We start from the raw sequence: 14,020 nt of genomic DNA on the forward strand, positions 1-14,020 counted from the left end.
ACGCCGTTGTCGCCCCCGGGTGCCGATGGAATCAGGCGGTCATGTCCAACACGATCCGGCCGCGTACTCCCCCGGCCTCGAGTAGACGGTGCGCCTCCGCCGCTTCGGCCGCCGGGAGGGTTTCGGCGACGCGCAGGGTGAGGATCCCGTTCTCCGCCTGGTCACGAAGGGTCGAAAGCATGGCCCGGTCTTCTGCCACGTCCCAGACCATGACCGGGTGTACGTCGATCCCTCGGGCGCCGTCGCCCTTGTAGCCACGGAAGGTGGCCACGGCTCCACCGTCCTTGACCGCCGGGAGGACCTGCTCCGACTGGATCGAGGCGTCAGCCAAGCCATCGACGCCGGAGGGGAAGAGATCGCGGATGCGGTCCGCAACATCATTGCCGCGTCGAACGAGGTGATCTGCGCCGAGGGTCCGCACGAGATCCTCGTCCTTCTCCGCCGCGTCGGCGACGACGTCCAACCCGTCGGCTTTGGCGAGCTGGATGATGTACCCGCCCAGGGTTCCTGCCGCTCCGGTCACCGCCAGGGTTTGGCCGGGTTCGAGACCCAGAAGGTCCAGTGCACGCCGTGCGGTCAGCGCGTTCATGGGCAGGGTCGAGGCCGCGGCGTCCGAAGCGTTCGACGGCGCTCGGACCACCGACCCCTGAGGCAGAACGATCTCTTCCCGATATGCGCCGTGCTGCCCTCGGGGCTGGACGATGCCGACCACGCGGTCTCCCGGTTCGAGATCGGCGTCGGTGTCCGGGCCGAGTTCGACCACGGTTCCCGCGATATCCATGCCGGGAACGTCTCCGGGGTCCTCGGCCCGATCAGCCTTCGACCGCTGCCCGGCGCGAACGCCCGTATCGGTCGGACTCACGGCGAAGGCCGTCACCGCGACGCGGATCTGTCCGGGCCCGAGGTCTTCTGCCGGAACATCGATGGGGTGGAGGGCATCAGGCCCTCCGTACTGGGTTACTCCGTATGCACGCATGTATTCGGTCTAGCACCGGAACTGCCAAGCCTCAATGGTCGTCGGTCATCCTGCGCAATCGAAAGGTCCGCGTCGCAGCTCCGGACGCCCGCGTACAGTGGGCACCATGAGCCCCAACGTCCCGGACCACTTGGCCAACCGCGAACGGTCGTCGTCGAACGTCTGGGAACCGTGGCGGGCCGCATCGCCCCTGGACGGCCGACGGCCGTCGAAAAAGGAGCTCGGGGACGCGATTGAGTCCGGTCTCGGGCGCGAGGACGTCTTCCCCTGGCCGCGGGACGAACAGAACTCCGGGTGGATTCGATTGCTCGTCGTCGGCATCAACCCCAGCCCATGGACCGCTGCCGTGAATGCTCCCTTCGCCCGGCCCGGAAATCGTTTCTGGTCCTCGCTCGAGGAAGCGGGGATTCTTCCGACGCGCGTCGATGCGTCGCGGGGGCTCTCACGGGAGGACGAGCGGATGCTGACGGACCGCGGGATCGGGGTCACCAACTTCGTCCCCCGCCCTTCGGCTCGTGCCGACGAGCTGTCCGTCGAGGAGCTGCGCGACGGCGGGGCCGACCTCGTCACCCGCGTGCGCACCATCAGGCCACGGGCCGTCGCGGTCGTGGGTATCACCGCGTACCGTCAGGCGTTTTCGATGCCGAAGGCCGTCATGGGCCGCCAGGAGACGACCGTCGTGCCGCCAGGCTGGCCTGACGACGTCGAGCTGTGGGTTCTCCCCAATCCGAGCGGACTCAACGCCCACGAAACCGTGAGCTCCCTGGCCGAGAAGTGGCGCGCGGTCTGGGAGTCCGCCGCCCCAACCGGCCACGCGTGGGCGAGGCCTCAGGCCAACGCGTAACGACGCACTGGCCCGAGGCCTCGGTCTGCGCCCGGGACAGGGAACGACCCCCGTCCGGAGTGATCACCGGGTCGTGTACCCGCCGTTGGCGAAGATCGTCTGCCCCGTGATCCACCAGCCGTCCGTGGCCAGGAACCGCACGATCGGAGCGATGTCCTCGATCTGCGTCAGCTGATTGCCCATGGCCTGGGACTTGTGGAACTCGACGCGCTCCGGCGTCTCCTGACCGTAGAAGAACGGGGTGTCCATGGGACCCGGTGCCACGGCCGTCACCGAAATTCCGCGCTCAGCCAATTCCTTGGCGGCCGCACGCGTGAAGTGCTCGACGGGCGACTTGCCGCCGGCGTAGGTCGAGTACCCATCGGTGAATGCGGCGAGAAGCGCCGTGACGATCGTGACGATCTTGCCCCCATCGGCCAGGTGCTGCCCCGCTTCCTTAATGAAGAAGTAGGCCGACTTCGAGTTGATGTCGAACATCGAATCGTATTCTTCTTCGGTGGTCTCCGCCATCGGTTTGCGCAGAACCTTGCCGACGGTGTTGACCGCGACGTCAAGGGTGCCCAGGGCCTTCTCGGCGTCGTCGAAGAGGCGGGTCACGTTCGCCGGAACGGTCAGGTCCGCTTGGAACATTTCGGCACGGCCACCGGACGCTCTGACGGCATCCACGGTCTGCTCGGCATCCGAACGGGTTGCCTCCGAGTTGAAGTGGACGGCCACGTTGGCCCCGGCCTCGGCAGCCTGCCGGGCGATGAGGCCGCCCAGGTTCTTGGCCCCGCCAGCAATGAGAACGTTCTTCCCTGACAATGTGTGCTCGCTCATCACGCACCTCCATATCGCTGATACATGTTCTTATAACGTTGCTATATTCGTTACCATAACAGCATGGCTGACACGACGGAAAGAGGCACCAGGGATCGATTGATCCTCGCGGCGGGGGCCCTCGTCGCCGCATCACCCGGCGAGGAGTTTTCGCTGCGCGCCGTGTGCGATGCTGCCGGCGTCAAGATGCCGACGCTGTATCACTTCTTCGGATCGAAGCAGGGGCTCATCGACGCCGTCGTCGACTACGGTTTCGATCTCTATCTGGGCAAGAAGTCGTCCATGGAGTCATCCGGGGACCCGATCCAGGACATTCGCGAAGGCTGGGACGCGCACGTCGAATTCGGGCTGGCGAATCCGGGCTTTTACACGCTGATGTACGGAACGGTCAGCCCTGGACACTCGCCCGCACCCCAGGACAAAGCAGCGCGTCTTCTCCGCGAGCTCACGGCACGGGCGGCCGAGCAGAATCGGCTGGCGGTTCCCTCTGAGCAGGCGGCCGCGCACATCCTGTCGACGAACATCGGCGTGACCCTCCGGCAGATCATTCTGGCCGAAGCGGACCCGGAGCTCTCGGCGGCCGTACGCGAAGGAGTTCTGGCCGCGATCACGGATACCGCGGGGCCGGAACGGAACCCGATTGCCTCGACTATTGAAATTGCCGCCTCACAAGCCGATACGCTGGGGAGCACCGAGACAAGATTGCTGATCGAATGGCTTACCGCCCTCGAACGTGCGAAAGGAACCTCAGCATGACCGAGAACAACCAGGATCGCCAGCCGACACCGGACCGAGCAGAAGACAACGCGTTCTTCCCGTCCCCCTACTCCCTCTCCCAGTACACGGCCCCCAAGACCGACTTCGACGGCCTCGCCACGGAGGAGAAGTACACCGGCGGCCGGTGGAGGGTGCTCGTCATCGCAACCGATGAGCGCTACATGCACATGCGCAACGGCACGTTCTTCTCCACCGGAAATCACCCGGTCGAGACGCTCCTGCCGATCCATCACATGGCGGAGGCCGGCTACGGCATCGACGTCGCGACGACCAGCGGCGGCCCCGGCAAATTCGAGTGGTGGGCCTACCCCCAGGAGGACGACGCCGTCGCCTCAGCGTGGGAGGCAACCCGAGAGAAGTTCAAGTCTCCGAAGAAGCTCGGATCGGTCGTCGCGGACGGCCTGGATGACTACGCCGCCGTGTTCGTTCCCGGTGGCCACGGTGCCATGAACGGGATCCCGGACAGCCCCGAGGTTCGGGATGTCCTCGAGTTCTTCCTTCGGAATGACCGTCTCGTCGTCACGCTCTGCCACGGGCCCGCCGCTCTGCTCGCGGCCGGAATCGATCGGCAGAGCAACCCGTTCGCCGGATTCGAGATTGCCGCCTTCCCGGATTCCCTGGACTTCGGCGCGAACGTCGATATCGGATACTTGCCGGGCGAAATGCCCTGGCGGCTCGGGAAGAGGCTTGCGGAGGCCGGCCTCACGATCACCAACGACGACATGACGGGTGCCACCGCACGCGATCGCAACCTGTTGACAGGAGACAGCCCCTTGGCCGCACATCAGCTGGGCAAGGAAGCCGCACTCGCGCTGTTGGAGACCTTTGGCAACTGACTGAAAACCGCCGACCCCGGCATCATTCCTGGATCGCGGCGGGAAGGGTCAGGATCTCCGCTCCCCTGTCCGTGATGGCGATGGTGTGTTCGGAATGAGCGGTTCGGCACCCGGTGGCGCTGCAAAGCGTCCACCCGTCCGGGTCCTCGGCCAAGCGGTCCGTATCCACCATGACCCACGGCTCCAAGGCGAGGAGTAGCCCCGCGCGCAATTTCTGACCGCGACCGGGGCGACCGTCGTTGGCGACATGCGGGTCCTGGTGCATCGTGGTGCCGATCCCGTGCCCGCCGAATTCCATGTTGATCGGGTATCCGGCTTCCCTGAGGACTGCCCCCATGGCGTGGGAGATGTCGCCGATGCGCGCCTTGGGAGAAGCGGCGGCGATCCCGGCCGCGAGCGCCCGCTCGGTGGTGGCGATCATGCGCTCGTCCTCGGGTTCCGGATTGCCGCCGACGACGAAACTGATGGCCGCATCCGCGGCGATCCCGTTGAGGCTGACGGCGAGATCAAGGGTCAGCAGGTCGCCCTCGGCGAGTCTTTGATCGTGCGGGAGCCCATGGAGAACCGCGTCGTTGACCGAGGTGCAGATGTAGTGGCCGAAGGGACCGTTGCCGAAGGACGGGGCGTAATCCACGTAGCAGGACTCGGCGCCGGCATCGACAATCATGTCTCGCGTCCAGCCATCGATGTCGAGAAGATTCGTTCCGGGCCGGCCCCTGTCCCTGAGTGTCTGGAGAATTCCTCCCACCAGACGCCCGGATTCGCGGGCACGGGCGAGCTGGCTGGGGCTGAGTATCTCCGTCATGCGGACCACTGTACAGGTAGGCCATGAGGACGTTCTTGCCGTCCATGAGGCCGGCCCGTCCCTTGGCTCCAGCCCGCCCGTCCCGCCACGAGGGGCATGAGATCTCGGATGCAGGCGGACACGTCGCAGGCTGACCCCACGGCGGGCAACCAACGACGTCGGCCCTCTACGGACGCAGCCTCGGGCGGTGGATTTATCGTTCCGCCGAGGCGACCCAGTATTCGCGGAATTTGCCGTTGTCGACGCGAAGGATGTCATTGCCGAAGAAGCCGTAGACGGTCCCGTCGGTCATGGTTCCGGTGCCGGCCCAACGCCCGGCGACCATGTCGCCATCGACCAGCGGAGGCACCTCGATCTCGAAGCTCAGGTCGGAGAACATCCCCTTGGTCTCGGCAAGAATGTCGGCCAGTCCGTCGGGTCCATAGACCTCCCGACCGGGCCAGTGTCCGATGAAGTCGTCCGTCACGATCTCCGCGGCGACTTCGCGCAGTGCCTCGCGGTCGAAGGGCCCGTTCCACAGCCGCTGGACCCAACGGTAAAAAAGTTCCTTGTTGTCGCCCATGTCACTCCTTCCGTGCGTCTGGCCATTCTCACACGGGCTTCCGGCCTGTTGGCGCAGTCCGCAGAATTTCGGCCGAGCAAATCCGCGGTCTGTCCGACGGCGAGTCTCGGCCTGGGCGAACGGAAGGTCGGTCAGTTGCTCAACGACCGGGTACTACGGTCCGCGCCATGGCCCCGTCGGCCGTCCAGGTCCGACCAAGGTCTCGGGGCGAAGTCAGGACGCGGAGGCCGGAACTCAATCGGATACCCTCGCAGACCAGTCGCTTCCGACCGCGAGGTCAGACGGATGCACTCGACGATGAACAGATCCCGTCAAGCACGAACGCGGTTCGGCGATCATAGTCGGCGCGAGGTGGCCGCCCGCCGTGCTTGAGCGCCAGGGCGTTGTCTCGGGCGAGTGCCTGAAAGTCTGCGGCCATGAAGTCATGAGCCAGGACGCCTGCGGCACGCCCTTGTGCGACAAGGCTGTCATGGAAGTCCGTTCCGGCATGGCACAGGGCGAGCAAGGGTTCGGACTCGCGATATTCCTGAAGAAGGACATCATTGACTGCCGGAAGTCGATACTGCAGGTCACGGAGCGCAGCGATGTAACCGCGGATCCGCTCTCGAATGCCGACGACGGACCGTGCATCCTCGATGACAGCCCGCAACTCGGTCGCGACGACGTCGTCGATGACGGCGTCAATGAGCCCCACTCTCCCACCGAGCCGATTGAAGATCGTCGCCTTGCTCACCCCAGCGGCCGCGGCGATCTCATCGAGGGACGCCGAGAACCCCTGCTCCCGGAACACCCGAACCGCCGCATGCAGGATCCGATCGACGTTTCGACGGGCATCCGAACGGAGAGCGGACGCACCTCGGGAATCGGACACGACGCGACCTCCTTGGCAGCCGACGATTAACTTGATCGCAGTAGTCAACTTAGTTCAGGATGGAGTCACCGCAAAGTTGATCTCCTGGGTCAACTTCAATCTCGCCACGTGCCGGACGTGGACCACGAGAGCGACATCGGGTCACCGGCCCCACGAAAGGACTTTCAGATGCTCATCGTCACCGGAGCTACAGGCACCCTCAACGGGGCCACCGTCGACCAGCTCCTCAAGCGGATTCCACCACACCACATCGGCGTCAGCGTCCGTGACCCCGCACGCGCCCAGCACCTCGCCGACCGAGGAGTCCGCGTACGACGGGCCAGCTACGACGACCCTCAGGCCCTGCGTCACTCGTTCGCCGACGCCGAGCAAGTGCTCCTTGTGTCCTCCAGCGACCTATCTTCTGACGTCGTCGCACAGCACTACAGGGCAATCGATGCCGCCGTCGACGCGGGTGCTCAGCGAATCTTGTACACGAGCGCCCATGGGACAGCTTTCGACACGCCCTACCCGCCGCTCGGGATCCATGCCGCCACTGAACAACATCTCGCGGCGTCCGGAGTCGCCTGGACCGCACTGCGCAACGGCTTCTACGGCGACCCGTCCCAGTTGCTCGGTGCGTGGCAGGAAACAGGAGTCATCGCGATGCCCGCCGACGGCCCCTTCTCCTGGATCGATCGACGCGATGCCGCGGAGGCCGCCGCTGCGATCCTCACGGCTGACACACCGTTGGACGGCCCGATTGACCTGACGCTGCCCGAGCCGGTCACCCTCGCGGACTTCGCCGCTTCCGCATCCGAGATCACCGGTCGGCAGATCGACCGTGTCGTCGTCGACGACGAGACATGGGTGGCCGACGCAATGAGCAATGACGTTCCCGAAGCGGTCGCGCGATTCACCCTGTCCATGTTCCAGGCAACCAGGAGCGGGCATTTCTCGGGTTCGGACCCCACGCTCACGCGCCTGCTGGGGCGCAAACCCCGTAGCATCACCGATCAGCTTCGTGACCTGGATGTCCGGTGACGCATCGGCCGTCCGCCAGACATCGAACAGGAAGCACGTTGCGTCTCGATGACCTCTCGAAGGTGTCGTGTAGCGGCATCACGATAGACGGCGCACCTGGATCCGTATCTACCGGCATTTTTCACCGGTGGTTTCGGGGCGGCTCAACCCCTGGCGTTGATCGGAGATCCGGATCGAGGAGGTGTTGCTGGCAGTCACTCATCACATCGGCGACGGTGGAAATATTGTGAACCAAGCCACGAAGCAGGAGGATGCTCGCGGTCACGCATGAACCCATGGTCGGCCAGATCCATACGATTCGAACCTTCCGAGTCACTCGTGAAGGGATATTGACTGGTCTTCATCTCGACGATTTCCTGTGGTCCGACGGTGAGGACATCGCGGCCCGTGGCCGCAGCCAACGAGTTGCAGGCCGATTCGGGGCTCACCCCCCCCCGGATCCGCAGTGTCGATACGGGCTCCAGAACTCCACCGCCGCCTTGCCCGAAACCGCCCGCCCCGTCACGGGAGGGGTGGGTCAGCCGGTTGGCATGAGCCACAGGAAGCTCGGCGATATCCCGTCCAGCACGAATCGCATGTCCAACGCCACGCTCAATGCTCGGATGCAGCGGCAATGCGTACTGCTATGCCGTCAAAAATCACCTCAAGGCCGTCCAAAAACCCCCGGTTCGACTCATCGTCCTGCTCTGGCTCATGCCCCAAGGCACCGGATCTCAGCATTGCTGATGTATGCGGAAATTGGCCTGAGGACACGACCTGATACAAGGCCTGGCCGTATTCTCTCTCGCCCTCAGATTGGCTCTGGCCTGGGTCTCGCCCCTGCTCCAACTCGTTGTGCAACAGGGCTGATTGGCGCACGTACCCGCTGAGCAAGGTCAGGATCGCAAGTTTTTCCTCCCAGCCCAGCTTGGAACAGGCCAGCTGGGCAAGGCCTCGCTCCAACCAGGCAATCTGGTTCGGCCCAGATGGTGCCCGATAGATGGGAACGCGGGGTAGCCAAGGTCGATCCTGGTACAGAGACCAGAGGTCCAGGGCCCACAACCGTAACCCGTCTCGCCATCCCGACGTGATTGGCGCAGGACCTTGCGGTACGCCGGCGGCATCAAGCATGAGTTGGAGCAGTTCGTATTTCGAGCCAATGTACCGGTACAGCGACATGGGAGTGACACCAAGCTCCTCAGCCACCTTGGACAATGTCGCACCATCAAGGCCATCACTATCTGCAAGTTGAACCGCCGTGTTGACCACTGTCTCCACATCAAGGGTAGGCCTGCGTCCCCGCTGTGACTCGACCGGCTGCAGCCTCCACAGTCGTTGCAAGAATCCAGGTACCTGACCGTCTGTCATCGCGTCACCGCCTCCTCGTCACTCGCCCAAGCCTACAACGGTCGCAGTATACGGTGTATAGTTTATGCCGTATACTAAATGGCATGAATCAACATGCACCTCCATCAATCAGCCCGAGCAGGGCACGAGTACTTGACGTGGACGCCCTCCGAGGCTTCGCCCTCCTGGGAATTTTTTTCGTCAATATAACCTTCATGGCTTCGGCTTATCCGGGCAATTTGGTCAATGACCCACAGTTCGCGTCATCTACTGATGTCGTAGCTCGCTTTTTGACCACGACATTGTTCTCGATGAAGTTCTACCTGCTCTTTTCGTTTCTTTTTGGGTACAGCTTTGTCTTGCAAATGGAGGCAGCAAACCGCGCCGGAGCATCGTTTGTTCCGCGCATGGTCCGTCGAGTCGTAGGGCTCTTCGCTATCGGCGTCGGCCACATCGTCTTGCTTTATGGCGGGGATATCCTCACCACCTATGCCGTAGTTTGCCTGATTCTCTTGGCCATGTTTCGAATCGGTGACCGGGCCGCATTCGTTGTTTCAGGGGCCATCTACGCTTTCGTCATACTCTCCCTGGTCATCAGCGCTGCGTTCATTGACCGTTCGTCATTTATGCCACCCCATGACGAGGCGTTGGTCAATGCCTCCGCTCAAACCCAAGACATGCTGGGTGGACCAGCTGAGATAATTGGTCAGCACATCGCGGGGGTAGGTTTGCTAGTTGTCCAAAGCATTTCTCTTCAGGGTCCCACTGCCTTGGCCATGTTCCTGATGGGCATGGTGGCAGCCCGGCGACAATTGTTCGCGGGATTGGCTGGCAGAGCCTCACTCCTGCGTCGAACCCAGGCTATTGGGTTCGCCGTCGGTTTGACTGGCGGAGTGGTCTTCGCCCTCCTCGGCGGCGACACGAACACGTGGGCGACTGCCGCGAGTGTCATCACAGCACCTTTCCTGTGCGCAGCGTACATGGCCACGCTGGTGCGCATCATGCATGCATCCTCGGGCGCATGGGTGGGCAAGGTTTTTGCACCGGTTGGCCGAATTGCCTTGACAAACTATCTTGGACAATCATTCGCAGGACTTCTTCTTTTCTCTGGAGTAGGCCTTGGCTTGGCGGGAAAGATTTCTCCGCCTCTCCTGATGGTCCTCGCAGTGGCGATTTTCGCCCTCCAAGCAGCAATCAGCGCCTGGTGGCTAAGGAGTCATCGTTATGGGCCAGCCGAGTATTTTTTGCGGTGGTTAACGAACTGGAGCCGCCCATGAGGTTGGCAGGAAGCAAATGAGGGCCAAGGGATCGCTTGCTGGCCATTTGACGGGCACACCACGCATTCACCTCAAGTAGTGCTCACAATGATGCCACCGTGGCGAGTCAGCAGTTGAGCCTGGAGAGTCATGTGCGATGACGCTCAGGATGGTTCACCAATATGTCCGCCAGGGGCCCGGGTCATCGTGGACCTCTCGCCCGGACTGCTGGCCACCGTGGCCCTGACTTGGTTGGCACTGGTTGCAGTCGCAGTGACTCTGCTGATCCGTGTCTCGATCACCCGAGCCTGTGCCGACCAGCGCCGGATCGGTCAGAACTTCTTCAGCGTGTTCAAGCGCGAACTGGCCGAAGGTCTCGGAGCCTTCGTCTTCGCACCCAGCCCAGGCCACCCCTGCCGACGAAAAGTAGGAAGACCGCATCAGGTGAGCCCGATAGAAAAACCCGTAGTCGATCTGCATGATCTTGCTGAGCGAGTACGGGATCTTCCTGGATCGTTTGACTCACCTATTAGTCCGTTGTCTCGTTGGATAAAAGAAGGCCATATCAAGCATGTTGACCAGTCTGCGAGGATCGAGAACATGAAACTGAACAGCAAGGCAGCTACCTTTGTCGTGGTGGGCGTGATCCTTGCAGCCTTGTTGTGGGGCTTCATCAGCGATCGAGTATTCGAGACCGGACCGGCACTTATCTCGTGGGTTGCCGGCCTCGTGGTCCTGGGAAGCATCGGGCGTCTGATCGTGAACCGTCTGGAACGACGCGAGTTGGCGAAGTTGCAACGCGAGAACGAACGAACAGGCGCGTCATCGACCGAGTCGCAGTGACAGAACCACACCACCAGCAGGAGTCACGATGGGCAAGCAAGTAGTCCAATGCGAACACGGTGGATACTTCACCACAACGTAGATACCCGGTGTCTCCCTCTCCGATCTGAGAGCCGGCGCCGACAACAGGATCACCTACTGCCCTATCCACCATCAGAACGAGACGATCAAGCGAATCAAGGACAAAGACATCACCCCTCAGATCCGGAGCGCAGCACAGCGGTACGAGTCATAGAACTGTTGTCAGCACCACTCCGTCGATAATTTCGAGGGGACCAGCCGACCACAGCATGATGTGATGTCATTGCGCAGGGCATCACATCATGTGCAGGGCTCAACTCGTTCCGGCAGGTCAAACCTCCCCCGTCTCCTTGTCGTGTTGTACGATGACGGGTTCCCCACCACGGAACGCGATGATCGCTCCACCGACCCTTGCCAAGGGAGTCGATCAGGGACATGGCAGACCGACGCAACGAGAAGATCCCCCGCCCGCACGGCACAATGGTCCACGGAAACACCCAACACTGGCTGGAGTACTGCGCCGGCGGCGACACCACCTGCATGGTTCCTGATCAATCCGTCATCTTCCGGGCCCCTCAACGAAGGTCTCACCAAGAAGACGAGGCGATCCATCTGAAAAAGACGTGCCGTCAATCTTTTCGAGCCCTTAATGAATGCCCCCCCCCCCAAAAAAAAAGATGAGGCAATAGTGGCCAATATTAACCTACGGAGGAGGTACAGGACGGGAGAAAATTTCCTTGGGCATGCCATTGAGCCGCAGTAATACTTTGTGTATAGATTTGTGTGTCAGCGGAGCATGGGCCCCACTACCCAGCAGGTTGGAAGACGCGATCCGCCAACAACTCAAGATCAACTACTTTGACACACTGATCTGCGTGTGCGGCTTCGTCACCTACGAAGTCGTGTCGATCCAGTCGATCATCGACCAGTTCCGGCGCCATCGCAGGAAGCACGCCGCATACACCCCGGTCCTGGCCCGAGGCCACGTAAGCGCCCGCGACCTCTACCCTGCCGCACACAGCGGACTGCGGCGCACCAACTGCAGGCTCAGCGAGGATCCTTACGCGGTTTTTGGGCGATGTCCTGCAACTCACCTCGAGAGTTGCTATGGCCGATCAGGACGACCACACCGGTCACAAGCAAAGCTAAAGGACTATAGGCGACCAGCGGCCAGACCTGACCGGTTCCCACACTGATCAGCGTCGCCCCAATGAGGGGCGGTGTCACCGAACACGGCAGTGCCTATCTCCCGGACGGCGCTCACCCCGCTGTAGCGTACGTTGGAGTTGAACATTTCCGAAACCAGCGTTGCCATCGGGCCGAAGATCGCATCCTTGAGAATGGGTAGCCCGATGATGATCACCAACCAGATCAGCAGCGTGCTTCTGGACTGCAGCATTAGAAAGAACGGAAAAGTGTACAGAAGCGTCAACCCGACCCCGCCGACCATCACCACTCGACGGCCAATCTTGTCCGAAAGCCACCCCAGAAGGGGATTGTGACCAGTTCGAAAGCAGCGACCACACCGATCGCCCAGAGCAGCACGGACTTGTCGATCTTAAGCTCCGAGGTGCCGTAAGAGAGGACGAAGGGTTGAATCAGGCACCCCCCCCCATACGCTGACCCCATGGTCACTCCAATGATTCGCAGAATCGCCCCGGGATGCGCCTTCGAGGCCTTCAGCAGCGGGAAGCGGGCGATGCCCGATTTCTTCTGCAGATCGTCGTTCAATGGGCTAGGTGAGGCCGCCAAATTTGAAGCCACCCTCTGGTCCGTGGACGCGCCCACGACACCATGGCAGTGGTCGAGGCCAGGGATAGCTTGCAGTGCCAAAACTGAATTCTTACTCTCTCAGGAGAAGCTCATAGTTGCTGTACCAAGGGGTAAAGCACACGACAGTGGAGATTGCTAGGTAGTTCAAGATCTCGATCAATGACCTACATATGGGCATGGGGAGTAGTTCATCGATCACCACGTCATTGCAATCACCAACGTATTTACCTGCGATGGGCTAGCTACCGCGCTTAGGGGTTCGTCTGGTCGTTCAGTAGTTGCGCCGTTTTAACGTCCGTAACCAGATGCGTTATGAGTCCCCCCTTCAACGCACTGGATAAGGCTGTCACCTTCCTGGCACCACATGTCACGCATACACGGTAGCGGCTGGCTCGGAGACCTTCTAGGTCTGGGCCACTTGTCCGGCGGTTGAATTCAATGTCGTGCGACGATCCGTCCTTTCGGAAGTACGTTGCCGAGATTTCACCGACACATTGCTCGAATTCGAGTTCTCGGGAGTCTTCCGTGCCGACGTAGTAGCCGGCCAGATAGGGGCCGTTGGGCAGGTTGTCGTCTAGCGTGCCGACGTTGAAAAGGACAAGGTCCGCCGTCTGTTGCAGGCGCCGGATTCGTGCAATGCTGCGTTCGGAAAACAGCGCGTCACGCGTCACGGGCGAGTCGAAGAAGAGCGGCACAGGGAACTGCTGGACGTACGCGTTGAAAGCAGTGCCGAACCTTTCCATGATCAGATTGGAGTAGTGGATCCCGCTGGTGATGGAGTTGCCGAATCCGTTGAGTTGAACAACTTGGCAATTGACGGTCGATTTGGGGGTCAGGCATCTACTCACCGAATCGATCATGGTACCCCAAGAAATGGCGATGACCATGTCGGACTCCAATAGCTCATGAACGAGATGCGCACCGCGTAAAGCAACCGCGTCAAGGCTTTCACCTACGTCCGACGATCCAGTGGGAACCACCGTACAGCTTTCTAAGCCGTATTCGTCCTTCAGCCTATTCTCGATGACCAAGTCATTGGATTGTCCTGGACGGACTCGGACTTCGATGAGTCCGACCTCTTTAGCCCAGCTGAGCAGGCGGGAGACCGTTGAACGCGACATACCAAGAGCCCGCGCTATCGCCTGCATTGTTTGCCCTTGGGCGTAATACTGCGACGCGACTTCGAGGGCTTTGGCCCGCTTGTCGTGGAGATACGGGTCCCAATTCTCGCCAGTCTGAGAACGCGTCATGTGGCGTTTCCACCCACTTCGTCATCGAGCTTCGAGTG

Annotated in this window: 15 protein-coding genes; 6 read left to right on the plus strand and 9 right to left on the minus strand. The window is 61.7% G+C overall.

Going from position 1 to position 14,020, the window contains the following annotated elements; genetic code table 11:
• Positions 1–31: 31 nt before the first annotated feature.
• Complete coding sequence (locus AB0Y14_RS03795; protein WP_436587907.1) at positions 32–976, minus strand: quinone oxidoreductase family protein; 945 nt, start codon at positions 974–976, stop codon at positions 32–34.
• 106 nt (positions 977–1,082) lie between these two features.
• Here AB0Y14_RS03795 and AB0Y14_RS03800 point away from each other — a divergent pair, with 106 nt between their 5' ends.
• Complete coding sequence (locus AB0Y14_RS03800; RefSeq protein ID WP_436587908.1) at positions 1,083–1,820, plus strand: mismatch-specific DNA-glycosylase; 738 nt, start codon at positions 1,083–1,085, stop codon at positions 1,818–1,820.
• A 63-nt stretch (positions 1,821–1,883) separates the two neighbouring features.
• Here the strand turns inward: AB0Y14_RS03800 and AB0Y14_RS03805 are convergent, their stop codons facing one another.
• Positions 1,884–2,639 carry an SDR family oxidoreductase gene (locus AB0Y14_RS03805; RefSeq protein WP_436587909.1) on the minus strand — a complete coding sequence of 252 codons (756 nt, stop codon included), beginning with the start codon at positions 2,637–2,639 and terminating at the stop codon, positions 1,884–1,886.
• A gap of 63 nt (positions 2,640–2,702) precedes the next feature.
• On the opposite strand from AB0Y14_RS03805, the gene AB0Y14_RS03810 reads away from it, so the two are divergent.
• The gene (locus AB0Y14_RS03810; protein WP_436587910.1) at positions 2,703–3,395 is read left to right on the plus strand and encodes a TetR/AcrR family transcriptional regulator; all 693 of its coding nucleotides are present in this window, start codon (positions 2,703–2,705) and stop codon (positions 3,393–3,395) included.
• Positions 3,392–4,252, plus strand: coding sequence for a glyoxalase III HchA (gene hchA / locus AB0Y14_RS03815; RefSeq protein WP_436587911.1), 861 nt, complete (start codon positions 3,392–3,394; stop codon positions 4,250–4,252). The genes AB0Y14_RS03810 and hchA overlap by 4 nt, the downstream gene beginning before the upstream one ends.
• Positions 4,253–4,274: 22 nt before the next feature.
• Here hchA and map read toward each other — a convergent pair whose 3' ends face one another.
• The 3 genes from map to AB0Y14_RS03830 all read right to left on the minus strand — a co-directional run bounded on the left by map (position 4,275) and on the right by AB0Y14_RS03830 (position 6,490).
• On the minus strand, positions 4,275–5,057 hold the full coding sequence (gene map, locus AB0Y14_RS03820) for a type I methionyl aminopeptidase (protein WP_436587912.1): 783 nt from the start codon (positions 5,055–5,057) through the stop codon (positions 4,275–4,277).
• A 193-nt stretch (positions 5,058–5,250) separates the two neighbouring features.
• Positions 5,251–5,619: an ester cyclase gene (locus AB0Y14_RS03825; protein ID WP_436587913.1), complete on the minus strand. Its 369-nt coding sequence runs from the start codon at positions 5,617–5,619 to the stop codon at positions 5,251–5,253.
• Between the two features lie 277 nt (positions 5,620–5,896).
• On the minus strand, positions 5,897–6,490 hold the full coding sequence (locus tag AB0Y14_RS03830) for a TetR/AcrR family transcriptional regulator (RefSeq protein WP_436587914.1): 594 nt from the start codon (positions 6,488–6,490) through the stop codon (positions 5,897–5,899).
• A gap of 168 nt (positions 6,491–6,658) precedes the next feature.
• Here AB0Y14_RS03830 and AB0Y14_RS03835 point away from each other — a divergent pair, with 168 nt between their 5' ends.
• Entirely contained in the window at positions 6,659–7,513 is an 855-nt protein-coding gene (locus AB0Y14_RS03835; RefSeq protein ID WP_436587915.1) for an NAD(P)H-binding protein, read from the plus strand.
• 591 nt (positions 7,514–8,104) lie between these two features.
• Here AB0Y14_RS03835 and AB0Y14_RS03840 read toward each other — a convergent pair.
• Entirely contained in the window at positions 8,105–8,860 is a 756-nt protein-coding gene (locus AB0Y14_RS03840) for a TetR/AcrR family transcriptional regulator (protein ID WP_436587916.1), read from the minus strand.
• An 83-nt stretch (positions 8,861–8,943) separates the two neighbouring features.
• On the opposite strand from AB0Y14_RS03840, the gene AB0Y14_RS03845 reads away from it, so the two are divergent.
• Positions 8,944–10,116: a DUF418 domain-containing protein gene (locus AB0Y14_RS03845; protein ID WP_436587917.1), complete on the plus strand. Its 1,173-nt coding sequence runs from the start codon at positions 8,944–8,946 to the stop codon at positions 10,114–10,116.
• A gap of 186 nt (positions 10,117–10,302) precedes the next feature.
• Positions 10,303–10,938, plus strand: coding sequence for a hypothetical protein (locus AB0Y14_RS03850; RefSeq protein WP_436587918.1), 636 nt, complete (start codon positions 10,303–10,305; stop codon positions 10,936–10,938).
• Positions 10,939–12,112: 1,174 nt separating this feature from the next.
• On the opposite strand, the gene AB0Y14_RS03855 is transcribed toward AB0Y14_RS03850, so the two are convergent.
• The 3 genes from AB0Y14_RS03855 to AB0Y14_RS03865 all read right to left on the minus strand — a co-directional run bounded on the left by AB0Y14_RS03855 (position 12,113) and on the right by AB0Y14_RS03865 (position 13,982).
• The gene (locus AB0Y14_RS03855) at positions 12,113–12,409 is read right to left on the minus strand and encodes a hypothetical protein (protein WP_436588820.1); all 297 of its coding nucleotides are present in this window, start codon (positions 12,407–12,409) and stop codon (positions 12,113–12,115) included.
• Positions 12,409–12,690 (minus strand): hypothetical protein, encoded by a 282-nt coding sequence (locus AB0Y14_RS03860; protein WP_436587919.1) that lies wholly within the window; start codon positions 12,688–12,690, stop codon positions 12,409–12,411. The genes AB0Y14_RS03855 and AB0Y14_RS03860 overlap by 1 nt, the downstream gene beginning before the upstream one ends.
• A 293-nt stretch (positions 12,691–12,983) precedes the next feature.
• The gene (locus AB0Y14_RS03865) at positions 12,984–13,982 is read right to left on the minus strand and encodes a sugar-binding transcriptional regulator (protein ID WP_436587920.1); all 999 of its coding nucleotides are present in this window, start codon (positions 13,980–13,982) and stop codon (positions 12,984–12,986) included.
• Positions 13,983–14,020: the final 38 nt, after the last annotated feature.

Source organism: Rothia sp. HC945 (assembly GCF_051370785.1).
Classification (GTDB): Bacteria; Actinomycetota; Actinomycetes; order Actinomycetales; family Micrococcaceae; genus Rothia.